Origin of the sequence: Pseudomonas putida, from assembly GCF_022627325.1 — a bacterium.
Taxonomy (GTDB): domain Bacteria; phylum Pseudomonadota; class Gammaproteobacteria; order Pseudomonadales; family Pseudomonadaceae; genus Aquipseudomonas; species Aquipseudomonas putida_X.
The window spans coordinates 34737-58917 of the sequence record NZ_JAETZZ010000004.1 but is presented as its reverse complement, the minus strand read 5'-3'; the positions used below and the strand labels follow the sequence as shown (position 1 = coordinate 58917).

The following is a 24181-nucleotide window of genomic DNA, read 5'->3' as shown; positions in this document are numbered from 1 at the left end:
GACTCATGCTTGATCCTCTGGGCCGCGTGGCGCCGGATTGCGGGTGATGAACATGGCATCACCGTAACTGAAGAAGCGGTACCCCTGCTCGACCGCCGCCGTGTAGGCAGCCATGGTCTCGGGGTAACCGGCGAATGCCGAGACCAGCATCAGCAGCGTGGACTCCGGCAGGTGGAAGTTGGTGACCAAGGCATCGACCACATGGAACGGCCGGCCTGGGTAGATGAAAATATCGGTATCGCCGCTGAAGGCCTTGAGCACGCCATCGCGCGCAGCGCTTTCCAGCGAGCGCACGCTGGTGGTGCCGACCGCGACCACACGGCCACCCCGGGCCCGGCAGGCCTCGATGGCATCGACCACATCCTGGCTCACTTCGAGCCACTCTTTATGCATGTGGTGGTCTTCGATCTTGTCGACCCGCACCGGCTGGAAGGTGCCCGCGCCGACATGCAGGGTGACGAAGGCACGCTCCACGCCCATGGCGGCGATCTTGTCCAGCAGCGCTTCGTCGAAGTGCAGGCCCGCGGTCGGTGCGGCGACGGCACCAGCGCGTTCGGCGTACACGGTCTGGTAGCGCTCACGGTCGGCGCCCTCGTCCGGGCGGTCGATGTAAGGCGGCAGCGGCATGTGCCCGACACGTTCGAGCAACGGCAGCACCTCTTCGGTGAAGCGCAGTTCGAACAGCGTGTCGTGGCGGGCAACCATCTCGGCCTCGCCACCGCCGTCGATGAGGATCACCGCCCCTTCTTTGGGGGCCTTGCTGGCGCGCACATGGGCGAGCACGCGGTGGCTGTCCAGTACCCGCTCGACCAGCATTTCCAGCTTGCCGCCGGAGGCTTTCTGGCCAAACAGCCGCGCCGGGATGACCCGGGTGTTGTTGAACACCATCAGGTCGCCGGGGCGCAGGTAGTCGAGCAGATCGGTGAATTGTTTGTGCGCCAGCGCCCCGCTCGGCCCATCGAGGACCAGCAGTCGGCTGCCATGGCGCTCGGCCAGCGGGTGGCGGGCGATCAGGGAATCGGGGAGTTCGAAGGAAAAATCGGCGACACGCATGATGATGTTCGGGTTCGGCAGGGCCGGGAAGTTTAGCCCAATGTGTGAAAATTGACCATGAAAGCCGATTGACCGACCAGAGGTAGCTCTCTATACTGCGCGCCACACGCCCTGATGGCGGAATTGGTAGACGCGGCGGATTCAAAATCCGTTTTCGAAAGGAGTGGGAGTTCGAGTCTCCCTCGGGGCACCATCACATAGTTCCAAGCGGTCCCTACCAGACCCGGAACACCAGAGAAACCGGCCACTGAGCCGGTTTTTTTGTGCCTATTGTTCCCAGTGATTCCCTTGTAAGCCCCAAAGTATGTGAGTAGATTTGTGAGTAGGACGAGTTCGGTCCAAAATCCTACTCACACACCGACCGCAATCCGGCGCGGTTCGGCACTGCAAGGGAATAGCCGTGGCGCTCACAGATACCGCCATCCGCACCGCCAAACCCCGCGACAAGCTCTATCGCCTCGCTGACGCGCAGGGCCTTTGCCTTGAGGTGACGACCGCTGGCGGGAAGCTCTGGCGCCTTCGCTACCGTTTCGAGGGCAAGGCCAAGATGCTGGGCCTGGGCGCCTACCCCGCCGTCACACTTGCCCAAGCCCGCGAGCGCCGGGATGCTGCGCGAAAGTTGCTGGCACAGGACATAGACCCAAGTGCACATAAACAGCAGGAAAAGGCCGCTGCCGCCGCCCAGGTCCTGACGCTCGAAGTGCTAGCGCGGGAATGGTACGACTACAACCAGCCACGATGGGCGCCAGCCACCGCATCGAAGGCGAAGCAGTATCTGGAGTCGGACATATTCCCGGTGATTGGCAAACGGCCCGCTGCCGAAGTGCAACGCCCTGAGCTGGTTGACCTGGTGCGCAAGATCGAGCGGCGCGAGGCATTCAACGTCGCCCGCAAGGTTCGCCAGTGGCTGAGCCAGATATTCCGTTTCGGCTTGGCCAAGGGCGTGGTACCCGGCAACCCCGCCACCGATCTGGACGTGGTAGCCGCGCACGCCCCGCGCACTCGCCACCATCCGCACGTATCAGAAGGCGAACTGCCCGAGCTGCTGGAGAAACTGGACGCGGCCCAGTGTGATATCACCAGCAAGATCGCCATTCGCCTGTTACTGCTGACAGCAGTGCGACCCGGTGAGCTGCGGCTGGCGCCCTGGGACGAGTTCGACCTGGAGTCAGCGACCTGGACTATCCCAGCAGCGCGAATGAAGGCACGACGCCCTCACATCGTCCCGCTCCCACGCCAGGCCGTGGTCCTGCTGCGTGCCCTGCATGAACTGACCGGCACCTACCCCCTCGCCTTCCCTGGGCGCAACAACCGCGCCAGGCCAATGAGCGAGAACACGGTGAACAAGGCACTTTCCTCGATGGGTTACGAGGGGCGCCAGACTGGCCACGGTTTCCGCCATCTGCTGAGTACCAGCCTGAACACCCGAGGCTACAACCGCGACTGGATCGAGCGGCAACTGGCCCATGGCGATCAAGACTCGATCCGCGACACCTACAACCATGCACACTACCTAGATCAACGCCGCGTGATGATGCAGGCATGGGCTGACGCGATCGACGCACTGTGCGCGAATGGAAACGTTATCTGCATAGGCCGATCAGCCTAACCTTCAGACAAGGCATCAGACATGGCTAAGATTGACAACGTAAAAGATTTACCGACCTGGTTCGACTTGAACAACTACAAGGCGACATCTGAGTTTTCGGCGAAAGACTGGTTGTTTCACATTCAGTTACGAGCAACCATGCTCCCAATGCTGCCCATGCTCAAACTTGATTATTCAGCGGTTATACCAAAGCTTCGAGAGCTGAGAAAATCAGGCTCTACGGAAGCTATGTACATTCTCGACATGGTGGACGTTCTCAATCAAGTTCGCGACAACCCCATCAATTGCTACCTGCCTGGAAACTTCTATTGGGATGCAGCACGCCGCTCTATTTCCAATGACGACCTTGCTGATCAACGAGCCATAAAGCCGCTCACGCTTTACGACATGCTGCGCCAAAAAATATCTGATCAATTTTCGGTTGAAGATGGAGAAGCGGACAGTTCAAGCCTAACCCTATGGGATTACCTTGAAAATGAGGAACTGTCTGCATATCCAGAAAACGAGATCGACTTAGAGTCAGACGAGGAAAGTCAAAGCCTCACATTGACGGAGCTACTGTCCAGGGAAGACAAATACGATCTTTTCTCACGCACGCCACATGTCGAGATAAAAATCGATAGGAAAATTAACGAGAAGTGGCATAGCCCAGCAATCACCGTTGACCTTAACGCACCGGACGCTGCCATTCTCAAATCATTCAAAGAGTGGCTGAAATCAGAAAGAACCAATTCCCCGAAAGGTGCAGGCACCCCAAAAAAACCAGCATTTGACTGGTGGGGTGATTACGGTTTGTTGCCTTACCTAGACCTTTACTTGTGGTCTTTGGAGACTGACAACCACATCCCGGACCGGGTGATGGCAAATGCAATCTCCGCTGATACGTTCGGCGAAGACCGTCTGCGAAAAACCGTGAAACCACTAGCCTCAGACCTAAGCACCTTGATAGATGGCTTGAAGCCTTTTGCTGCGGAAGATTTTGGCTAACCAAAACATCCGGAATAAATTCACTCCCAGTAAATTCCGGAACATTTTTATGGTAGGAATTTGGATCGAAAACTAGTTTGGTTACCTATTAAATCCATAGCCATCCAACCACGCCCAAGGAGGCGCAGACGATGGCTATCCCTACCAACATCACCCCACCCGCTCGCCGCTTCATCAAGCGCCAGGACGTAGAGTCGATCACCGGCCTGTCCTGCACCGAGATTTACCGCCGTATCGCGGCTGGCGCTTTCCCCAAGCAAGTCACGCTCGGCCCGAAGTGCGTCGTGTGGATCGAGGCCGAGATTCACACCTGGTGTGATGAGCAGATCGCAGCCAGCCGTGGCGAGGTGGCGTGATGACCCGCCCTGCCTCCACTGATGCCCTTTCTCCTTACTCGTGCCCATATTTCTCACTCGTGCCCATGCACAGGGATGGGCACGAGTGGAAAAAATGGGCACGAGTAGGACTTGCACCCATTCAGCACTCGCTGTATCGTCCACGAGTCGCTGCAAATTCAGCGACCGGGTTTGGCGACCCGATTACTGTTAGGCGCACAAGCGCCCCCTTGATGATTGCAGGCGCTTTTTTTGTGCCCGCACATCCTGTTTATGGCGGCTGTGCGCGGGAGACCTTCGGGTCTGCCGGGTGCCTAACGTCCCGGTTCGCCAACCTGCGCACAGCTGCCACCCTAAATCGTTTGGCGACGATCCGTGGCAGTTCCTCAACGTTAGGAGCTGAACCGATGACCACCCTCATTCCGTCCAAAATCCGCGCCCTTGCCCACCGCAAGATGGCCCTCTGCGCTCTCCGCGCAAACTCATCCTTGTCCGTCCGCTTGAAGCGCTACAACCACCACATGGACCAAGCTCGCGCCCTCGAAGCCCAAGGGGGTGTGCAATGAACTGCTTCCCAAGTATCTCGCCCCTTGAAGGCGAAGTTCTGCCAGAGGCATTGATCGATGCCCGCGACATGTGCTCGATGAACTTCGCTCGAGACGAGTTCCACAAGCTCTACGCGCTGCTCTATCCGATGTGCTCAAGCCATGAGGAAGGGCCAATGTGTGACATTGCGCGGCATCTGGGACAGATCATCTTCTTCAGCGGTAACTTCCTTTGGAAGCACCGTCACCTAGGCGCCTCACATGGGGAGATCAAATCCGGGGGTGCCCAATGAGCTTGATCAATTGGAACGGCCTTCTTCCCAAGCATGAAGCAATCAAAGAAATGTCGGTCGATGAGCTTCGGAAAACTGCCGACTCAACGAAGGAATACGCCTGCACACTGGCGCACGGCATATCTGGCATAGGCAATTTGCTTGCGTGTACTGCTTCGAATGGCGAAACCGGTTTGAGCGATCACGCTGTGGCTAGCGTCGGCTGGATGCTTGAAAGCATGGGTACTCTCATCAGCAACTTAGTCGATACACAAGCAGCTGCCGAGTACCACCTGCAAGCCAAACTCCCGAGGGCATGATCATGAAAATTCAAAACGGTGCATTTGCGCCGACGGGATCGGCTTGCCTGGATAAATTGCTCAACCGATTAGACAAAGTTAAGTCCGCTGGCGCCGATAAGTGGAAAGCCTGCTGCCCTGCACACGATGACAAAAAACCGAGCTTGGCGATTAGTGAAACTTCGGATGGCGTCCTCTTGCTCAAGTGCTGGGCCGGCTGCACAACTAAAGAGATTGTCTCAGCAATTGGTCTGGAGTTGCGGGACTTGTTCCCCGGCGACAAGCAACCACGACGCGGGCCAAGTAAGGCTGCAGTTGAACATGAGCGCATGGTGTTTCGGATCGGCCAATCACTCCAGCAGCAAGGGAGCTTGGCAGATGACGACCTGGTGCGCTTCAACCTCGCCAAGCAGCGCCTGGGGGTCAAATGACTACAGATCGCTTTGCACAAGAATGGACCGAGCCTCTTAGCCCCATCAATCGTGAAAACGTAACCCCCCTATGGCGCGTCAATGCGGTTAAGGCGTCGACAATCAAGGCCGTTCCCATCCGCTGGCTGTGGCCTGGCTGGCTGGCCAAAGGAAAGCTGCACATTCTCGCTGGCGCTGGCGGTACCGGGAAGACCACGCTGCTGATCGGTCTGATCGCCACCATCACCACTGGTGGACGCTGGCCCGATGGCAGCCGCTGTAGCGAGCCGGGTAATGCACTCATCTGGTCGAGTGAGGATGATCCAGCCGATACGCTGATCCCCCGCTTAACCGCTGCGGGCGCTGACATGAGCCGGGTCTACATCATCCAGGGGCTCACCAACGCCAGAGGCGACGCCGATCCATTCGACCCAGCCAACGACATTGTCCGTTTGCGTGAGACGGCCAGCGAGATTGGCGGTGTGTCGCTTCTGATGCTCGACCCCATCGTCAGCGCAGTGAAGGGCGACATGCACAAGGCCAATGACGTGCGCCGGGCGCTGCAAGGCGTAGTGGACTTCGCCGAACAGAACCTTTGCGCCGTGGTGGGAATTTCCCACTTCGCCAAGGGTGGCGCTGGCTCGTCGCCTGCTGATCGAGTCATTGGCTCGCAAGCGTTCTCGGCGCTGGCGCGCACGGTACTGGTAGCCGCCAAGCAGGAAGACTCCGACCAACGTGTGCTGGCGCGAGCGAAGTCGAACATCGGCGCTGACGAGGGAGGTGTCTCCTATACCGTCGAGCCATGCGACATCGGAGATGGGATCGAAGCCACTCGCGTGGTGTGGGGCGCAGCCATCGAAGGTAGCGCCCGGGAGATCCTGGGAGAAGCGGAGGCATCCAGTGATGAGGAGGCACAAGACCTGGATGATCCCAGCGACTGTCTGTATCGGATCTTAAAGGACAACCCCCTCGAAAGTAATGAAGCAAAGGCCCTGATGAGGCGTAATGGCTACACCGAAAAGCAGATTCGCCGGGCCAGGGAAAAGCTGTCTGTTGTCACTGCCAGAACCGGCAACAAAAAGGATGTGAAGTCCTTCTGGTCATTACCCCAAGTGGGTGGCTCATTCGCGCCCTTTCAACCACTCGTGCCCTCAGAATCCCACTCGTGCCCATCCCCCGGAGTGGGCACGAGTAACGAAAATGGGCACGAGTGGGAGGATCAGCATAAAGAACCGCTGCCGGGTGGCGCGTCGTTTTCATCGCTGGATGATGACGCGGAGGACCTGTGATGGCCGCGCTCGACTACCTGCTGGAACGTGGATTTTCCGCAAAGAAGCAAGGTATGCGGGTGCGGATCTCCCCCGCCTCGAAGCTGACCGACGATGTGCGCAAATACGTCAAAGCTAACCGGCTGGCGCTGCTGGCAGAACTGGCTGCGAACGACGGCCTGGAGCGCCGCTGCAACTGGACGGTGCTGGTACCGGGGTGCCGGCCGTTCACGATGATCAGCGAGCCGATCACCCGCGACGAGGCCTTGGCGGATGTTCGTGTTCGCTGGCCAGGTGCGGGGGTGGGCCCGTGACGATGCCCAGAGGACATCTAAACGAGCAATCGGCGAGCGCTCGGCGAGGTGGGCGTGAACTCCCGCTTTGGCGAAACACGGGATTTCCCCACCTTATCGGATGGCCCGACGACGTTCGCCACTGTGTAGGAAACGCCACGGTGTGTTGCTTTCTACACGGTGGCGCCCTGATCCGAATCGGCTCATTTGGTCTGATTCGGATCATCTGGCCCCGTTCGGTGCAACACCCCCCTCGGTTTGAGGAGCAAGCATGACCACCAAACACATCACCTTCACCGACGCCGAGATTCGCAAGCAGGCCGGCCAGCCGGTGCGCCAATTGCGTGACCCGCGTTACCCCGAGCTGCGATTCCGCTATTCCACTGTCGACCGTGCCCGGGGTGCCTGGCACGTTGTTATCAGGGGGAAATGGGGCAAGGCCGGCGACTTCCCCAGCTTGACTACCAAGGCAATGCTGACCGCGCTGCCGGCCATCCTGGGGCGCCGCGCCGCAGACGCCGAGGCCACCTCGCTGACCAGCACCTGGAGCCGTACCGGTGAGCTGCTGGACTGGTACCTGGATCGCATGCTGCGCGACCGCAACCTATCGGCCAAGCGCAAGGTCGGGGCGAAGTCGGCCATCACCTGCCACCTGGCGCCACGGCTGCATGACCTGCTGCTGGCCGAGGTCAGCAAGTCCACGCTCGACCAACGCCTGATGTGGCCACTACAAGAGCGCTATGCCCTGTCATTCGTGCGCCTGGTGTTCAACGTGCTGGCGGTGGCCATGCGCAAGGCACACCGGCTCGGGATGATCGAGCAGAACCCCATGGGCTCGCTGCGCTTCGGGGACTTCGTCGGAGTGCGGATCAAGCCGAAGTCGTCACGGCTGCGGGAGCGAGACTTGCCCGATCTGCTGGCCAAGCTGGCCACTTGGGACTGGAACGAGACGCGCCCCGGTGAAGCCATGCTGGCGCTGATGATGCTGTGCCACGGTACCCGCCTGGGCGAGACGCGCAGCGCACTGTGGCGCAATGTCGATCTGCAGGCCGGCCAGTGGTTCATCCCCGCTGACGACACCAAGACCAAGCAGAACCACACCCTGCCGCTGACCCGCCAGGCGTGCGCACTGTTGAGTCGCTATCAGGCCCAGCAGGCCGCGTTGGGCTACCACGGCGCCTACCTGTTCCCAGCCAATCGGCGCGGACCATTAAGCGCCACGGCAGCCAGCCAGGTGTTTGCCGAACTGAGCGACCGCCAGTGGACCAGCCACGACGTGCGCAAGGTCGCCCGCACCTGCTGGATGGACCTGGGCGTGGATTACCTGGTGGGCGAGATGCTGGTGAACCACGCCCTGCGCAACATGGACGCGACCTACATCCACACCACCGCCGAAGCCCTCAAGCGTCAAGCCCTGGAGCGCTGGCACGACCATTTAGACGGGCTCGGGTTGAGCGCACTCACAGGCGAGACATACCCGAGATACGCAATTTCACAAAATCCGACACAGGCCACAGACCACGCGGCCTCTAGCGAAATCCCGGATGCATCACAGAGGAGCATGTAAATCATGGTGGACGTTGAACAGGACGTTACCGAGCGGCTAGCCCAGGCCGGCATCACGCCGCTGATTGGTGGCCTGGTGCCCGAGCCAGCCACGGCGGACCTGCTGGGTTATGCACCCAGCTACTTGCGCCGCCTGGCTGCTGAGGGGCGTTCACCCCTGCCGTTCGTGCGCCGGGGCAACCGTAGGTTCTACAAAATAGCCGACATAGTGCGCTTTGCGACGGATACCGACTGAGGGCGTCGAAGTTAACCGCTGACCGGGGTGTGCGTGCGCGCATAGGGTAGACGGCATCGTTTACACACCCCGGAGAACCCCATGCCAGATCCCTATCAGCAGGACATGACCCAGCTGAATCAAGCCATCACCAAGATCGGTGCGCAGATCACCGAGTTCAAAGACGGCTTCAACACCAAACAGGCCGAGCTCAGCGCCCGTTTGCTCGAAACTGAGCAGAAGCTCGCTTCTGGTCGCCACGGCAGCGCGGGCCCTGGTGGCGTCACTGATCGCAACGTCGTCACCGCTAGCGTTCTTGAAGCAGATGGCGTGGGCGAAATGCGCAATGGCCGCCAGAAATCCACCGGCCAAATCAATTGCGAGGTGGGCATCCGCGCGGCGATCACCAACCCGAACAAAGGCGGTGCCGATTCCACTAGCTATCCAACCGCACCACAGCGTGACGGTGCTGGCATCCGTGGCATTCCCCAGCCGCGCCTCACCTTGCTCGACGTTCTGCCAGTCATCCCTGTGACCAGCGCCACCTACGAATTCGTACGTCTCGATGGTTACCTGAACGGTGCGGCCTACCAGAAGAAAGAAGGCGACGAGAAGGCCGAGGGTGAAGTAGCGGGTAAACCCGTGCGCGCTGAGATCGCCACCATCGCCACCTGGATTCCAGCAAGCCTGCAGGTGCTGCAGGACAACGATCAGCTCAGTGGCCAATTGGATCTGCTGCTGGGCGTGGGTGTGCGTCAGAAGCTGGAGGCTGAACTGATTACCGGCGCTGGCGGCGATGGCGAGATCCTCGGCTTCAACGCCCAGGCCACCGACGCAGGGATCACCACCGGCCAGCCAGTTGACCGCATCGGCGCCGCGCTCACTGACCTCAAGGCCGAAGGCTGGAATCCGAACGTTATCGTGATGAACCCGCGTGACTGGTTCGCAATCGAGAGCGAGCGAGCCGAGGATGGTGATGGCCAGTATGTGATCGGCACGCCACGCGATCCCGCGCCGCCCAGCCTGTGGGGTACACCAGTTGTCGTCACCAATGGCATGCCGCAGGGCAAAGCGCTGATCCTCGACACCACCACCGCCGCGCTGTTGGACCGCCAGCAGGTAACTGTCGAGGCCAGCCGCCACGACGGTGACAACTTCCGCCGCAACCTGGTGACCATTCTGGCCGAGCTGCGCGCCGGCCTGGCGGTGTTCGCTCCTACGGCCACCCGCCTGGTGACGCTGACCGGTGCGCCGACTCCGTAAGCGCAAGCGTGGGTTAGCTGTGAGTGCCACGTAGCCCCTAACCGCAGCAGTCGGAGCCCTTCTTTCCTTTCTGGGGTGATCCGGCACTGGCCCGCACCCGCGGGCCTTTTCATTCACAACGGAGAAGACCATGAGCCATACCCATCTACCCAAGCCAGTTCAACGAGCCCTTAACCAGATCGCCCACAGCCGCGCCCTGTTGCGCCAGATGGAGGAGCGTGAGCGGTTGAGCAAAGAGATCGATCGACTGTTGGCCAGCGGCCTGAGCGCAGCAGAAGCGCTGGAGCAGATCCGGTCGGCGCCGCCGTACACCGCGCCGACCTACTGAGGGGGGGGGCGGGTCGAAAGTTTGGAAGGTCCGCTGACCTAGACCGCTATCGACCCCACGTACAGATTTTTTCCCCCTTTAACAAAAAATGTTAATCCGACGTTAACACCATGCCGAACATGCATGAGGCTGAAAGCCACGTACATAGCGGCGTAGAGGTCAGTTCAGCCTCTCATTGAGTGTTAACCGAGTTAACACCTTTAACCTCGAAAAGTTAACGCTTTAACACCCACGAGTTAACACCTGGAGGCTACCTGCAGTGATCATCCAACCAGATCCACCTACCTTTCAAGAGCGTTTCGCCCGAGCCTGCGACGTGGCCACCTTCACCCTGGACAAAGGCGGCCCCTGTTACCTGTTGTGGGAAGTCGAGCATGTACAGGCCGGCCAAAGGGTCAAGCTCGATGGCGTGTTCTTTACCGAGGAGGAGGCACGCATATCCGCTGATTTGTTGCGTGGCACCCTGCGCGGCGCTCTTGCGTCCAGGTCGAGCTATGCGCCCAACTGGAACCCTGACCCTGCCCGAGAGGCCTCCATTCGCCTGGAAGCGTTGCAGTGCCGCGAGATGCTCGCTCGGCGCTTGGGCGTGCACCTGGCTATGCCACAGGAGGCCGTGTGATGACTGCGGCCGTGATCGACTACGCACCAAACACCAAAATCCGCTTGGGCGGCTTTTTGGGCAAGAAGTATGGCAAGCACCACCACTTCGTGCTGGATCGTGGCGACGCTCGAGAGGCCACCAAGGCCCTGGATGCCAACTACCCAGGCTTCGCCCGTGACCTGGCGGATTCTGAAACGAAGGGGCTGCGCTTCGCAATCTTCAAGAATGGGAAGAACATCAGCGAAGGCGAACTTGACCTGGGCGGGGCCAGGGAGCTCTGGTTTGTCCCCGTCATTCATGGCAGCAAGCGGGGCGGATTATTGCAGACGGTTCTTGGCGCAGCGCTGATCGTCGCCGCTTCATTCGCCTCAGGCGGCCTTGCTGCCGGCCTGATGGGCGCCGGCATTGCCAACGTGGCGGGAGGGGTTCTTCAGATGCTGAGCCCACAGGCCGGCGGGCTAAGCCACAGCGGCTCGCCCGAGAACCTGGCGAGCTACGCCTTTGGCAGTGCCAAGAACACCACAGCCAGCGGCCTACCCGTGCCGATCTGTATCGGTCATCGCCGCTGGGGCGGGGCAATCATCTCGGCATCGATCGTGGCGCAGGACAAGGCTTAAAAGTGACCCTGGATCACTTTACATACAGGGCATTAGGCATATTTAGGGGTGTACTCAAAATTGAGGACACCCCAAGGCCCATATGCAGCTTCTGAGGCTATTAGGCAATCAACCACTGAGCGCTTCAGTAATAAGGCTATGCCTCGCCCGGTGGGTTTTCATCGGTTTGCACCCCGCTGCTACCAATGAAATGCCCGATCAGCCGCCACAGCTCGCAGTGGGCCAGGGCCGGAATTCAGTTGCGCTACCGCGGCCTTTATATTTTTCTAAGAAAAGGACCTCCCCGGGAGGCGTGGTAAGCGAGCTTTCCCGTCGTGTTGACTGCGACTGTTATGCCTGTGCATTGACCTGGACTCCGAGTGCCTTGCTCATGCAACTGAGACCCTAATCCCAGAAATCCATTGGCCCTCCGGAAATATTGCAGACAGTTGGCCCCACCCGAAGATATGATCAGCCATAGCAGAGCGCCATCACACTCCAGGAGAACGGTATGGATCAAAAAACACTACTCGAAACAGCAAACGTTACCGAGTCAGAATTTCTAAAGTCAGGCTGCAGCATTGAAAATCTATCAGCCATTTACGAACATTACGTAAAGCTCCAGCCTTCCCTAACTTCAGCAGCTAAGATGATCGCTTCGACCATCCAGACGTTCGATAAAGTTCATTCTGTTCGCTGGCGCGTAAAAAACCCTGACCATCTTTTAAAAAAAATTATCAGAAAAAACCTTGAGAACAAGCCGCAAGCGAAATGGAAAAATATAACTCCCCACAACTATCTAAATGTCGTCACAGATCTAATCGGCGTTCGGGCACTTCATCTATTTAAAGACGAATGCGCCCAGATAGACGAGAGCGTTCGAGATTATTGGGAGCTGACCGAAAACGTGATTGCGTATGTACGCGCTGGCGAGGAGCCACATCAGCTAATTTCCGATCGTGGAGCCTTGACGAAAGAGCATGATGGAGGTTATCGATCAATTCACTATATCGTCAAAATTCAGCCCGCCAAATTTACTTATCACGCGGAGATACAAGTCAGAACCATTTTCCAGGAAGGCTGGAGCGAAATAGATCATACTGTAAGGTATCCAGATTTTTCAGATAATGCCCAAATAGCCATATTTCTGCGATTATTCTCCGGACTTGCGGGCAGTGCAGACGAAATGGGACTTTTCGCAAAAGATTTGAGCCGTGTACTGAAGGATGCAGAAGATGAAAACCGCCGCTTAATCGAAGCCCACGATCGAGTTACAGCCGAACTAGAGCAAGCTACAAAAGACGTAGACTTGACCTTTGCCAAACTAGAAAGCCTTCAGTCAAAAGATAAAGAATCGCAACAGCTAATAACACAGTTGAAAAAAGACATACAAAAACTCAAATCTTCAGAAAACCGTGTCGACGCTTCTAGATTCGGCATTACTAAGCACGGAATTGAGAGGGGTATAAATAGCGTTGCCGGCAGAGGCATAGGAGTCGAGTATCTTTATAAGAAGCACACTGATTGACTTTATAAAATCACCGCCTCGGCGGCATCTTACTAGCTTGTTCAAGCAATCATGATGCTCCAATGTATTGCGAACGGAAGGTGCTGCAGGCGGGGTATAAAAAATACAACAATCTTGGACCTTGCCGCACAAGGGTTACGAGTCACGCTCGTTGTATCTTTCCGATAAAAATCAGGATGTTACGAAATGGAAAATTCCAATATGGAAGGTAACACGACCTCCGACCCTATTGATCAAACGCCTGAAGATGCAGACCGAGAAGCTGTACTAACAATGAGTAGCGACAAAGCCGCGATAAATATTGATGATGCTTATGCTCATCAGTGGTTTATGTCCCTGGACACAGAGAAAGACAATATACTTGAAGATCATTACGACGATTTGAGAAAATTTCGGCACCGACTTTTTGACACATGGCAACTCCCATTAAAGAGGCTTGATAGCCTCCTGTATATTTCCATGGAAATCGTTGACGAGGCAAGATCTAACTTCTCAATAAAACCAAGCGCACAAACTAATAAGTTCAATATAGCCACAAGGCTTCACGCGCGATGCGTCCAGGTAGGAAACGAAATATCCCACCTCCTACATGGTGGCTTTGCAGATGGTGCATTTTCGCGGTGGCGAACACTACATGAAACCTCGGTGATCACTAAGTTCATAAGTGAAGGGGACGAAGATCTAGCAACACGATTCAAGGACTATCAAAACATCTCCCGACTTAAAGTAGCCACGCACTATAACTCCAATAATGAATTGCAATTCGAGGCTTTCTCTAACGAGCAACTTTCCAGATTTGAAGCAGAAAGAAAGGAAGTAATCGAAAAATATGAGCCTTATTTCTCCCAGAGTTTCGGGTGGGCGACAAAAGCTCTTGGCAAGCCTACAACCGATAAGGTAGATAGCAAATTTTACGAAATAGAAAAATTCGTTGGGTTAAGCTACTTGAAAAACCATTTCAACTTTGCTTGTCAGTATGTGCACGCCGGCATTGACAGTATTGGCTACAAGCTTGGAACCTCGATATCAAAAAAAGATCTTCTGTTAACAGGGCCTTCAAACGAGGGGTTGATCGAGCCAATTCAATGCACCAGTTTATCGATGGCCATCTCAACTATCGCATTGCTTGAAGCCTTTCCAAATGAACAATCCGATTTAAAAATTGAAGTGATCCGCTTGTGGCACGAAAAACTTAAAGAGGAAGTCCTTGCTGCTGACTCAGCTCTTCAGGCTAAAAATATTCCTGCTTCCTAACCGTGACCAGCAGTTATATGGCCATCCACCCAAGACGACGTGATTTTGCACCGATACTACTTGAATATGTGGGAGGTTCACCTCAGCCAATGAAGAGACGGCTATAACACAGCAATGCGAGACAGAAAATCCCCCCCGACTTGACCTGATGAGCCGCTTAGGGCGTCTTAGGACTTGAAGGGACCGAAGCCTCGGCATGAAGTGAGTAGGATTGTGAGTAGGGTCTTGATTAATCACCGACTAAACCCTTCGTTACGGAGCATGCAGGCAATGGTTCGAGTCTCCCTCGGGCACCAAAATCCGGAAAAAACCGACCTTATGGTCGGTTTTTTTATGCCTGCGGTTTGACCAGAAAGCTCCTGGGCCAGTGCGTCGTCTTCCGCCCAAGCAACGTCGAAATGCAGCTAATCACAGCTCAATGCAGCTTAATGCAGTTCAATCTAGCTCAATCCAGCTCAATCCAGCTCGATCCAGCTCAATCCAGCTCAATCCAGCTCAATCCAGCTCAATCCAGCTCAATCCAGCTCAATCCAGCTCAATCCAGCTCAACGAGCTGAGGCCATTTCACTTTTGAATGCAAGCCCTTTTCAACCCGCACTTTTGACGCCACCCCAATGGCCACGGGCTCTCCAGCCATGCCTGGAATCTATTGGCCAGCACCTTTGCCCCCACCTAAGATGTCATTCGTCGGATATACACAGAAAGTATTGATGGCGTAATAGCACTTCGCCATAGTCGCGCTCCCATTTCTCGATATCTGTGCCAATCATGAAATCAACTGTGCCTTGCCTGGCAGCAATGATGCTGCTCAGTGGGTGCAATGGAGTGCCAACGTCCTACGTGTCGGACCCAGTCTACGATCAGGCGTTCGTGGTCACCTCCGGTGCTCCGCTGCCGATGCTGCTGATGGCCACCGCCATCCAGTGGAACGAAGACTACGCAGTAACCGCCAAGCACACCCCCTTCCTGCGCAACGTGGTCCATGAAGGCCTGGGTGATGTGGTGTTCTTCAAGCACAAGGCGGCGCAGGTGCCGCTCTGGCGGCAGTACGTGCCAGGCGAGTCTGTGACAGCGGTCGGCTTCAACAGCCTGATGATGCCCGTGCAGGGCAAGGGCCACACCTTGGCTTCGCTGGTACGTCTGCAGGGCACGCCAGGCAGCGTGTTCTATTCGGTGCACGACGGCCCGATGGTCAAAGGCATGTCCGGTGGCCCGGTGTTCGCCGACGACGGCAAGGTTGTTGGGATCAATGTCGCTTTCATCGCCAAAGATGAAATCGATGCGCGCAGCCGGCCGGACCTGGCCGACAAAGAGCGTGTCAGCGTGTTCATGTCGTATAGCGAAATCGACAAGGAATGGCGCCGCTTCCAGTACCTGGCCGATAAAACCAAGCCCAAGACCGCGCCTGCCGCAATCAAAGGGTATGTCGCGGTCGCCGCCAAACCTTGAATTGAACCTGAACTCAGGCCAGCACGACTCATGCAAAGGGGCCTGCCACGGCAGGCGCAGGAGGGCAAAAGGGTCGCGCTGGCGAGATCAAAACGTCTTGCAACACCCACCCGCGAACCTTCTTCGACCCTCGACGTCCGATCCTGCATCCCCCTTTCGAGGTTCCCCGCGTGAAAGAGATCATCGCCCGCAAGTATCGCCTGGTGGTGAAGACCTTCGGCTACATCGGCTGGTCGCTGTTCTGGCTGCTGATCTGGGACGTGCTGGTCACCATCGATTTCATGCTGTTCTTGAACAGCAAATTCACCCTGCCATTGATCCCGCTGACACTGCTGGGTTCGGCACTGGTGGTGCTGGTGAGTTTTCGCAACAGCAGCGCCTACAACCGCTGGTGGGAGGCGCGTACCTTGTGGGGCGCGCTGGTGAACAGTTCACGCAGCTTCGCCCGGCAGACGCTGACGCTGATCGACGACACCGACGACGGCCTGAACCCGGTCAAGGCCACCTTGTTGCGCCGGCATATCGCTTATGTGAACTGCCTGGCAGCACACCTCAAAGGCGAAGCCTGCCCAGACGAACTGATGGCGTTCATTCCCCCAGGAGAGTTCGAGCGGCGCAACCGTTCGAACAATTTCGCCAACGATATCCTCAGTGGCTCGGCGGCCCTGCTCGCCCGCGAATACAAGGCCGGGCGGCTGGACAGCATCCGCCTGGCGCGGCTGGAATCGACGCTGGTGGACCTGTCCAACGCCCAAGGCGGCATGGAGCGTATCGCCAACACGCCGCTGCCCTACCCTTACGTGTACTTTCCGCGGCTGTTCATCTCGGTGTTCTGCCTGATCGTGCCAGTGGGCCTGGTCGAGTCGCTGGGCTGGTTCACGCCACTGGCGTCTACCGTGGTGGGGTTCATGCTGCTCGCCATCGAGCGGATCGGCACCGACCTGCAGAGCCCGTTCCGCTTCAGTGAACACCAGATCCAGATGGACGCCATTTGCGAGACCATCGAGCGCAACCTGGAGTCGATGCAACGTGAAGCGCAGTGCGGGGAGTTAGGCGCTGAGGCGTTCAGGCCCGCACATAACGCTGGCGCATGACATCACTGAATACGTCCACCAACAGCACCAGGACCAGCATGGCCAGGATCACCGTGCTAGCCTGGGCCTCCTGGAACAGGCTCAGCGTGGTGTAGAGCATCTGCCCCAGCCCCCCTGCGCCAACGAGGCCAAGCACACTGGCCATACGGATGTTGTTTTCCCAGCGGTACAGGCTGTAAGCCAGCAACTGCGGCCACAGGTTGGGCAAGGTGCCGAAGCAGAACGCCGCCAGTTGCCCGCCACCTTGCAGGCGGATCGCCGCCGCCGGCTCGGCCGGGGTATTTTCCAATGCCTCGGCGTACAACCGGCCAAGCACACCTGCCGTGTGCAGTGCCAGTGCAAGCGTCCCGGCATTGGGGCCAAGCCCTGCGGCCAGTACCATCAGCGCCGCCCATACCAGCTCGGGAATGGCCCGCAGGGCATTGAGCAGCAGGCGCGCCGAAGCCTGCAGCGGCCAACCGAAACGCCCCGCGGCGGGCAATGCCAACAGCATGCCCAGCACCATTGCCAGCAGCGTACCCAGCCCGGACATGGCCAGGGTTTCCAGGGCACCGCGCGCCACCGCTTGCAAATGTTCGGGGGTAACGTCCGGCTGCAGAAAACGCCCGGCATACTCGGCCATCTGCCCCAGCCCGCCGTTACCCACCAGCGCCTGCAGGTCCAGGTCCAGGTAGCTGAACGAGGCGACTACCGCGCCAACCAGGGCAGCCATCACCAGCAGATTGATCACGCGGCTCATGCCAACCGCCCCCGCAGGAAGCGGCTGAGCAGGTCCGCCAGCAGCACCAGGCCAAAGAAGGCGAGCAGCATGCTCGCCACCTCACCGCCTGCGAACATGCGCATCGACAGGTCGATCTGCTGGCCCAGCCCCCCCGCACCCACGAAACCCATCACCACCGAGGCGCGCACCGCGCACTCCCAGCGGTAAACGGTATACGACACAAGCTCGGTCCCAGCACTGGGCAGGATGCCGTAGAAGAAGGCGGTCAGCCGGCCACTGCCCGCTTGCAGCAGGGCATGCGCCGGGCGCTGGTCGACCGACTCGAAAATTTCGGCATAGACCTTACCGAGCATGCCGCTGTAGGTGATGGCGATGGCCAGCACCCCCGCCGTTGGCCCCAGCCCTACCGCGCGCACGAACAGCAACGCCCAGACGACCTCGGGGACACTGCGCAGGAAAATCAACAGCCCCCGCACCGGCATCCTGAGCAGGCGGGACCAAGCGCCGGAACGGCCGCCGCGAGAGGCTGCGCGCAACGACAAGGCGCGGCTGGCCAGCAAGCTGGCCGGGACTGCCAGCAGCAGCGCAAGCACCATGCCGGCAGTGGCCACCGCCAACGTCTGCAGGGTCGCCTCGTAGAGCAATTTGAGGAACTCGCCATCATGCGCCGGCGGCCAGAAGGCGCTGGTGAAGCTGGCGATCTGCTGGCGGTTTTCCGCTTGCAGCAGCACACCCGGGTTCAGCTCGCTCAACTGCGCCCCAGGCCACAGCAGGGCCAGCGCAACCAGGGCGACGAACAGGCGCGGCACCAATGCCGGATCCCGGGCGCTGGCCTTCAGCATCGCGGAATCTGCACAGCCAAGGTCGGCGCCTGGGGCAGTGGCGACCCCAACTGCTCGTTGGCGTAAAGCGCATCGAGCATCTGCTCGGTCACAGCCTCGGCAGAGCAGTCGAACGCCACCCTGCCCTCACGAATGCCGATAACCCGCGGGAAATGCGCCAAGGCCAGGTCCACTGCATGCAGGCTGGCTACCAGCGTCACGCCGTGAGCTTGAGCATGGCGGTTGAGCAGGGCCAGACTGTGCTCGGCCAGCACGGGGTCCATCGCTGACACCGGCTCATCGGTCAGCAGTACCTCGGGCCGCTGATACAGCGCGCGCGCAATGCCGACGCGCTGCAACTGGCCCCCGGAAAGCTGCCCGCACTGGACGAACAGCTTTTCCGCCAAGCCCAGTTCGGCCAGCACCTGGCGTGCCCCCTGCACATCGGTGGGGTACACGAGGTTGAGCAACGAACGTAACGTACCCCACTGCCCCAGACGCCCGGCCAGCACCGCAGTCACCACCCGCTGGCGAGGCGGCAAGGGCGGCGCCTGATGTACCAGGCCGACCCTGGCGCGCAGCCGCTGGCGAGCCTTTGCCGACAACGCCCAAGGCTGCTCACCCAACAAATCCAGGCGCCCTGCGCTGGGCTGTACGGCCGTGGCCATCAGGTGCAGGAGGCTGGATTTGCCGGCCCCTGAAGGGCCGATGATCGCAACACGCTCACCCTGGGTGATACGCACAGACACCGAGTCAAGCGCGCGAACCTGGCCGTGACGCAGCCCCGCGTCGAGCAGCGTGATAGTCACTTGAGCAGGCCGGCCTCACGTGCCGCCTGCTCGGTGCCCTGATAGTTCTCAGGCTTGGTTTCGATGAAACGGCTGGCGGCCTGCAGGTCGAGGATCTTCTTGTGCTCCGGGTTCGAAGGGTCCAGGGCGAGGAAGGCTTGCTTGATCTTGTCTTTGAGCGCTGGGTCCATGTTGCCGCGCACGGTCCAGTTGTAGTCATAGTAGGTCGGGGTGGTCGCAAACACCTTGACCTTGCTGGTATCGACCTTGCCGGCATCGACCAGCTTCTGCCAGACGCTGGCGTTGAGCACGCCAGCATCGACCTTGCCGGCCTGGACCCAGGCCACGGTTGCGTCGTGGGCTCCGGAGTAGGCGACGCGGCTGAAGTAGCCCTCAGGCTTGATGTTGTCTTGCTTGAGCATGAAGTAGCGCGGCATCAGGCTGCCAGAGGTGGACGAAATCGAACCGAAGGCGAAGGACTTGCCCTTGAGGTCGGCCAGGCTCTTCACCTGCGGGTTGGCGGTGATGAACTTGGAGGTGAATTGGGCATCCTGCTCACGCTGCACCAGAGGCGTGGCGGTCGGGTCTTTGAGGTGCACCTGAACGAAGGTGAAACCACCCAGCCAGGCGAGGTCCAGACGGTCGCTGGCCAGCGATTCAACCACTGCCGGGTAGTCGGCCACCGGCACGAACTTCACCTGCATGCCCAGTTGCTGGGACAGGTATTTGCCCAGCGGCTCGAACTTGCGCAGCAGCTCGGTCGGCGCTTCGTCGGGAATGGCACTGACTCGCAAGGTGTCAGCGGCCTGCGCTACAACGGCACAGCAGGACATCACGAGGCCGGCGGCGAGCGCCAGAGGGCGTTTGAGCATGGGATTCTCCGGTTCAATAGCGGGGAAAGTGCCAGCGATAGGCAGACGGAGATGGATTATAAGTGGCACGGACGCAAAGGCCAGCTTTGCTACAATCGCCCATCACGAAAAATGAGGTGCGTAATGAGCGAGCCGATTCGCCTGACCCAATACAGCCATGGTGCTGGCTGTGGCTGCAAGATCTCCCCCAAGGTGCTGGATGTGATCCTGGCCGAAAGTGGCGTCCAGGCCCAGGACCAGAACCTGTGGGTCGGCAACGCATCGCGCGATGATGCCTCCGTGTACGCCCTGGATGAAGAGCGTGGCGTGGTTTCCACCACCGACTTCTTCATGCCCATCGTCGATGACCCCTACGACTTCGGCCGCATCGCCGCCACCAACGCCATCAGCGACATCTACGCCATGGGCGGCGACCCGTTGATGGCCATCGCCATCCTCGGCTGGCCGGTCAACGTGCTGCCGCCCGAAGTGGCGCGCGAGGTGATTCGCGGTGGCCGCGCCGTGTGCGCCGAAGCCGGCATCCCCCTGGCCGGCGGGCATTCGATCGATGCCCCCGAGCCGATCTTCGGCCTGGCTGTCACCGGCGTGGTCAGCAAGCGCCACCTCAAGCGCAATGACACCGCGACAGTGGGTTGCCGCCTGTACCTGACCAAGCCCTTGGGCATCGGCATCCTCACCACCGCCGAGAAAAAGGCCAAGCTGCGCGAACAGGACCAGGGCCTGGCCCGCGACTGGATGTGCACGCTCAACACCCCCGGCAGCCGCTTTGGCAAGCTCGACGGTGTCAAGGCGATGACCGACGTGACCGGTTTCGGCCTGCTCGGCCACCTGGTCGAATTGGCCGAGGGCAGCGGGCTGACCGCACACCTGGACTACGCCGCCGTTCCGCGCCTGCCGGGCATCGAGCACTACATGGCCGAGGGCTGCATCCCCGGCGGTACCCTGCGCAACTTCGACAGCTACGGGCACAAGATCGGTGCGCTGACCGACGATCAGAAGCACCTGCTGTGCGACCCGCAAACCAGTGGCGGCCTGCTGGTGGCGGTCACCCCCGAAGGCGAGCAGGCGTTCCTTGCCGTCGCCGCAGAACTGGGCCTGGACCTTGCGCCGATCGGCCTGCTGGCTGAGCGACAGAGCCACGCAGTCGAGGTGAACTGATGCGCCACGACTGCACCGACTTCCGCCAGTTGTTCCTCAACGATGTACCGATGATGGACATGCGTGCGCCCGTCGAATTTGCCAAGGGCGCCTTCCCCGGCGTGGTCAATCTGCCGCTGATGACCGACCAGGAGCGGCAAAAGGTCGGTACCTGCTACAAGCAGCAGGGCCAGGCCGCCGCCATCACCCTTGGCCATCAACTGGTCAGCGGCACCCTCAAGCGCGAGCGCCTGCACGCCTGGGCCAGCTTTGCCAAGGCCCACCCCGATGGCTACCTCTACTGCGCCCGCGGCGGCCTGCGCTCGCTGATCGTTCAGCAGTGGCTGCGCGACGAAGCGGGCATCGCCTACCCGCGTATCAAGGGTGGCTATAAAGCCCTGCGCACGTTCCTGCTGGAAACAACCCAGCAGGCCGTGGAGCAATGCGATTTCGTTCTGCTCGGCGGCCTGACCGGCACTGGCAAGACCGATGTGCTGCACCAGCTGAGCAACGTGATCGACCTTGAAGGGCATGCCAACCATCGAGGTTCGAGCTTCGGCAAACGTGCCACCGGGCAGCCGGCGCAGATCGATTTCGAGAACAAGCTGGCCATCGACGTGCTGAAAAAACGCGCCCGCGGTATCGAGCAATTCGTGCTGGAGGACGAGGGCCGTATCGTCGGGAGCTGCACCGTGCCGCTGGAGCTGTACCAGGGTATGCAGCAGTACCCATTGGTATGGCTGGAGGACAGCTTCGAAAACCGTGTGGAACGCATTCTGCGCGACTACGTGGTTAACCTGTGCGCCGAATTCGTCGCGCTCCATGGCGAAGAACTCGGGCGCCGGCTGTTCGCTGAGCGCCTGTTACAAAGCATGAGCAACATCCACAAGCGCCTGGGTGGCGAGCGCTGTCAGCGCCTGTCAGAGATCATGCGCCTGGCGCTGGATGAGCAGCAGCGCACCGGGGGTATCGATTTACACCGGGGGTGGATCGAGGGGTTGCTGAAGGAATACTACGACCCGATGTATGCCTACCAGCGTGATGCCAAGGCGCAGCGGATCGAGTTTGCAGGGGATGCTGTGGAGGTGCGCGAGTACCTCAAGGCTCGCCATCGCTAGGGCCGCTTTGCGGCCCATCGCCGGCAAGCCGGCCACAGGGACCGCGTCAGCTTCTAGGCATTTCTAAAAGCCGGCGCAATCCATGTGTGCTGGCTTGCCAGCGATGGGGCCCGCAGGAGCGACATCATTGCCCGGGGCTTAGCACCCGCTCCAGTTCTGCCGCCCGCTCGCGGGTCATGTCCATCATGCACATCCCGCCCTCCAGCTGGGCCATCGTGCCGCCGCTGGCTTGCACGTGGAATTTGCAGTTGCCATCCCGGTAAGCGATCCACTGGCGCTGAACATCGCGCAAGCGCTTCTTAGGCCCCGCCTCGAGCTTGCCCATCAGTTGTTTGTAAGCCCGGTTCAACCGCGCGTCCTGCAGCTGGGTCTCGGCCTGGATGCAACTGCTCATCGCCACCGTACTGGAAGCCTTGTCCATGCACTGGGTGTAGCTCGGCGAGTTGTCCTCGGCCATCGCCACAGGCATGCAGCAAGCCAAGCCCAACCCCATCAAAAACTGCTTGTTCATCACCCTCTCCTGGTCAATTTCAAAACGCCTGCGGCTGCTCGGGAGGCATCAGTACCTTGCCCGGCACAAAACGCAGCGACGGCATTTGCGTGGCGGCATACACCGCCAGTGCCAGTGCTGCAATCAACGCAACGTCCAGCCAGCGCCAACCCGGCATGTCTTGTGCGCCTTGCGCCTTCCAGACATGCCATGCCTGCCCGGCGCAGAACACCACGATAGATGCCAGCCAAAGGTAAAAACCCGCACCAAAGCCAATGCGGTCCTGAAACGCGTAGCTGATGTTATCCGGCAGCCGTTCGATGCCAAAACTGCTCGCCGCCAGGTACAGCGCGGCCAACCCGGCGACCAGCGCCAAACGCCGAAAACGCCGATGGGCAAGGACTGCGACTGCCAGCAGCGGGTTGGCAAACCACTGGAACAGACCGAACGGAACACCCCAAGGCCCGTACAGCAACATCTGCAAGGCCGGCATGTGCCTGCCGGCGCTCATCAGCGCGCCATCGAAACACAGGCCGAGCAAATACAGGGCAAGGCTGAACGTGACGTAGAAAGCCGTCATGCAACAGGTGGCTCGAGCAACAACCCGTAAATGCCCGAGTCGGACAACTCACCCGCCACGCACCAGCGTGCGCGCAATGTGCCTTCAAGGACGAAACCCTGACGTTCCAGCGTGCGTGCCGAACCATTGTTGCGGGGGTCGATCTCTGCCTCCAGGCGACGCATGTGCAGGGTATGGGCGAGGTAGTCGATGAAGCAGGTCAGCGCCTCGTCCATGTACCCCCTGCCCTGCACCGCGCTGGCCAGGCAGTAGCCAATCTCGCCACGGCGGGAGGTGTCGTCGATGTTGAACAGCTGGACCATGCCAATCAGCTCGCCAGTGTCACGGCGGTACATGCCCAGCTTGAGCTGGTCACCATTGGCATAGGCCTCCCGGTCGGCAGCCAAGGCGCTTTGTGCCTCGGCCAGGTCCTGCCAGGGGGCATGGTGCCAGTAACGCATGACCTCGGGGTCGGCCATGATCGTCAGCCATTGCTGGGCATCGGCGTGGCGCATCGGGCGCAGCTGCAGACGCGGGCTGTCGAGGCAGAGGTCGGTGGGGAAACTTCGGGGTGGGGTCACGCCGCATCTCCTGTCCATTGCTGGGGAGATGACAGTTTAACGTCATGTGGGAGGGCTGGGGCATGCTTGGCGTATCAGCCTGTGCTGGAGACTGAGCGCCGCGCGGGCGGCGCCCACTCTCAAGAGCGCT

Annotated in this window: 28 protein-coding genes and 1 tRNA gene; 21 read left to right on the top strand and 8 right to left on the bottom strand. The window is 59.4% G+C overall.

Going from position 1 to position 24181, the window contains the following annotated elements; genetic code table 11:
• Positions 1 to 3: 3 nt before the first annotated feature.
• A complete protein-coding gene (gene queA / locus JNA92_RS07865) occupies positions 4 to 1053 on the bottom strand; it encodes a tRNA preQ1(34) S-adenosylmethionine ribosyltransferase-isomerase QueA (RefSeq protein ID WP_241804174.1) in 1050 nt (349 codons plus the stop codon).
• Positions 1054 to 1161: 108 nt separating this feature from the next.
• Here queA and JNA92_RS07860 point away from each other — a divergent pair.
• From JNA92_RS07860 to JNA92_RS07770, 19 genes are all read left to right on the top strand, one after another.
• Positions 1162 to 1246 (top strand) — tRNA-Leu (locus tag JNA92_RS07860).
• A gap of 207 nt (positions 1247 to 1453) precedes the next feature.
• Positions 1454 to 2662 (top strand): tyrosine-type recombinase/integrase, encoded by a 1209-nt coding sequence (locus JNA92_RS07855; protein WP_241804173.1) that lies wholly within the window; start codon positions 1454 to 1456, stop codon positions 2660 to 2662.
• Between the two features lie 21 nt (positions 2663 to 2683).
• Positions 2684 to 3649, top strand: a complete 966-nt coding sequence (locus JNA92_RS07850; RefSeq protein WP_241804172.1) for a DUF6387 family protein — start codon at positions 2684 to 2686, stop codon at positions 3647 to 3649.
• A 131-nt stretch (positions 3650 to 3780) separates the two neighbouring features.
• Positions 3781 to 4005, top strand: a complete 225-nt coding sequence (locus JNA92_RS07845; protein WP_182139103.1) for a helix-turn-helix transcriptional regulator — start codon at positions 3781 to 3783, stop codon at positions 4003 to 4005.
• Positions 4006 to 4546: 541 nt separating this feature from the next.
• A complete protein-coding gene (locus tag JNA92_RS07840) occupies positions 4547 to 4822 on the top strand; it encodes a hypothetical protein (RefSeq protein ID WP_241804171.1) in 276 nt (91 codons plus the stop codon).
• Positions 4819 to 5121, top strand: a complete 303-nt coding sequence (locus JNA92_RS07835; protein ID WP_241804170.1) for a hypothetical protein — start codon at positions 4819 to 4821, stop codon at positions 5119 to 5121. The genes JNA92_RS07840 and JNA92_RS07835 overlap by 4 nt, the downstream gene beginning before the upstream one ends.
• Positions 5122 to 5123: 2 nt before the next feature.
• Positions 5124 to 5531: a virulence-associated protein E gene (locus tag JNA92_RS07830; RefSeq protein ID WP_241804169.1), complete on the top strand. Its 408-nt coding sequence runs from the start codon at positions 5124 to 5126 to the stop codon at positions 5529 to 5531.
• Entirely contained in the window at positions 5528 to 6799 is a 1272-nt protein-coding gene (locus tag JNA92_RS07825) for an AAA family ATPase (protein ID WP_182139107.1), read from the top strand. The genes JNA92_RS07830 and JNA92_RS07825 overlap by 4 nt, the downstream gene beginning before the upstream one ends.
• Positions 6799 to 7092, top strand: a complete 294-nt coding sequence (locus JNA92_RS07820; protein WP_241804168.1) for a hypothetical protein — start codon at positions 6799 to 6801, stop codon at positions 7090 to 7092. Before JNA92_RS07825 ends, JNA92_RS07820 begins: the two co-directional genes overlap by 1 nt.
• A 250-nt stretch (positions 7093 to 7342) precedes the next feature.
• Positions 7343 to 8638, top strand: coding sequence for a tyrosine-type recombinase/integrase (locus JNA92_RS07815; RefSeq protein WP_241804167.1), 1296 nt, complete (start codon positions 7343 to 7345; stop codon positions 8636 to 8638).
• Positions 8639 to 8641: 3 nt separating this feature from the next.
• A complete protein-coding gene (locus JNA92_RS07810; RefSeq protein ID WP_081874717.1) occupies positions 8642 to 8872 on the top strand; it encodes a helix-turn-helix domain-containing protein in 231 nt (76 codons plus the stop codon).
• Positions 8873 to 8953: 81 nt separating this feature from the next.
• Positions 8954 to 10114, top strand: coding sequence for a phage major capsid protein (locus JNA92_RS07805; protein ID WP_241804166.1), 1161 nt, complete (start codon positions 8954 to 8956; stop codon positions 10112 to 10114).
• 130 nt (positions 10115 to 10244) lie between these two features.
• Positions 10245 to 10442 (top strand): hypothetical protein, encoded by a 198-nt coding sequence (locus JNA92_RS07800; RefSeq protein WP_241804165.1) that lies wholly within the window; start codon positions 10245 to 10247, stop codon positions 10440 to 10442.
• Positions 10443 to 10701: 259 nt separating this feature from the next.
• Positions 10702 to 11061 (top strand): hypothetical protein, encoded by a 360-nt coding sequence (locus JNA92_RS07795; protein WP_241804164.1) that lies wholly within the window; start codon positions 10702 to 10704, stop codon positions 11059 to 11061.
• Positions 11061 to 11660 (top strand): tail assembly protein, encoded by a 600-nt coding sequence (locus tag JNA92_RS07790; protein ID WP_241804163.1) that lies wholly within the window; start codon positions 11061 to 11063, stop codon positions 11658 to 11660. Before JNA92_RS07795 ends, JNA92_RS07790 begins: the two co-directional genes overlap by 1 nt.
• Positions 11661 to 12150: 490 nt before the next feature.
• Entirely contained in the window at positions 12151 to 13167 is a 1017-nt protein-coding gene (locus JNA92_RS07785) for a RelA/SpoT domain-containing protein (protein ID WP_241804162.1), read from the top strand.
• Positions 13168 to 13353: 186 nt separating this feature from the next.
• Complete coding sequence (locus JNA92_RS07780; protein ID WP_241804161.1) at positions 13354 to 14421, top strand: DUF5677 domain-containing protein; 1068 nt, start codon at positions 13354 to 13356, stop codon at positions 14419 to 14421.
• Positions 14422 to 15222: 801 nt separating this feature from the next.
• On the top strand, positions 15223 to 15870 hold the full coding sequence (locus JNA92_RS07775; RefSeq protein WP_241804433.1) for a trypsin-like peptidase domain-containing protein: 648 nt from the start codon (positions 15223 to 15225) through the stop codon (positions 15868 to 15870).
• Positions 15871 to 16040: 170 nt separating this feature from the next.
• Complete coding sequence (locus JNA92_RS07770) at positions 16041 to 16964, top strand: bestrophin family protein (RefSeq protein WP_241804160.1); 924 nt, start codon at positions 16041 to 16043, stop codon at positions 16962 to 16964.
• Here the strand turns inward: JNA92_RS07770 and phnE are convergent.
• Genes phnE through JNA92_RS07750 form a run of 4 tightly spaced genes read right to left on the bottom strand, consistent with a single transcriptional unit; the run spans position 16936 to position 20166 of the window.
• Positions 16936 to 17703 (bottom strand): phosphonate ABC transporter, permease protein PhnE, encoded by a 768-nt coding sequence (phnE, locus tag JNA92_RS07765; RefSeq protein ID WP_241804159.1) that lies wholly within the window; start codon positions 17701 to 17703, stop codon positions 16936 to 16938. The genes JNA92_RS07770 and phnE overlap by 29 nt on opposite strands.
• Positions 17700 to 18527, bottom strand: a complete 828-nt coding sequence (locus JNA92_RS07760; RefSeq protein WP_241804158.1) for a PhnE/PtxC family ABC transporter permease — start codon at positions 18525 to 18527, stop codon at positions 17700 to 17702. The genes phnE and JNA92_RS07760 overlap by 4 nt, the downstream gene beginning before the upstream one ends.
• Positions 18521 to 19315, bottom strand: coding sequence for a phosphonate ABC transporter ATP-binding protein (locus JNA92_RS07755; protein WP_241804157.1), 795 nt, complete (start codon positions 19313 to 19315; stop codon positions 18521 to 18523). The genes JNA92_RS07760 and JNA92_RS07755 overlap by 7 nt, the downstream gene beginning before the upstream one ends.
• Positions 19312 to 20166 carry a putative selenate ABC transporter substrate-binding protein gene (locus JNA92_RS07750; RefSeq protein ID WP_241804156.1) on the bottom strand — a complete coding sequence of 285 codons (855 nt, stop codon included), beginning with the start codon at positions 20164 to 20166 and terminating at the stop codon, positions 19312 to 19314. Before JNA92_RS07750 ends, JNA92_RS07755 begins: the two co-directional genes overlap by 4 nt.
• 123 nt (positions 20167 to 20289) lie before the next feature.
• Here JNA92_RS07750 and selD point away from each other — a divergent pair, with 123 nt between their 5' ends.
• Positions 20290 to 21324, top strand: a complete 1035-nt coding sequence (gene selD, locus JNA92_RS07745; RefSeq protein WP_241804155.1) for a selenide, water dikinase SelD — start codon at positions 20290 to 20292, stop codon at positions 21322 to 21324.
• Complete coding sequence (gene mnmH / locus JNA92_RS07740; protein WP_241804154.1) at positions 21324 to 22421, top strand: tRNA 2-selenouridine(34) synthase MnmH; 1098 nt, start codon at positions 21324 to 21326, stop codon at positions 22419 to 22421. Before selD ends, mnmH begins: the two co-directional genes overlap by 1 nt.
• A gap of 124 nt (positions 22422 to 22545) precedes the next feature.
• On the opposite strand, the gene JNA92_RS07735 is transcribed toward mnmH, so the two are convergent.
• The 3 genes from JNA92_RS07735 to JNA92_RS07725 are packed head-to-tail and all read right to left on the bottom strand — an operon-like array spanning position 22546 to position 24051.
• Positions 22546 to 22932 (bottom strand): lysozyme inhibitor LprI family protein, encoded by a 387-nt coding sequence (locus JNA92_RS07735; protein WP_241804153.1) that lies wholly within the window; start codon positions 22930 to 22932, stop codon positions 22546 to 22548.
• 19 nt (positions 22933 to 22951) lie between these two features.
• Positions 22952 to 23491 (bottom strand): hypothetical protein, encoded by a 540-nt coding sequence (locus tag JNA92_RS07730; RefSeq protein WP_241804152.1) that lies wholly within the window; start codon positions 23489 to 23491, stop codon positions 22952 to 22954.
• The gene (locus tag JNA92_RS07725) at positions 23488 to 24051 is read right to left on the bottom strand and encodes a GNAT family N-acetyltransferase (protein ID WP_012316174.1); all 564 of its coding nucleotides are present in this window, start codon (positions 24049 to 24051) and stop codon (positions 23488 to 23490) included. The genes JNA92_RS07730 and JNA92_RS07725 overlap by 4 nt, the downstream gene beginning before the upstream one ends.
• Positions 24052 to 24181: the final 130 nt, after the last annotated feature.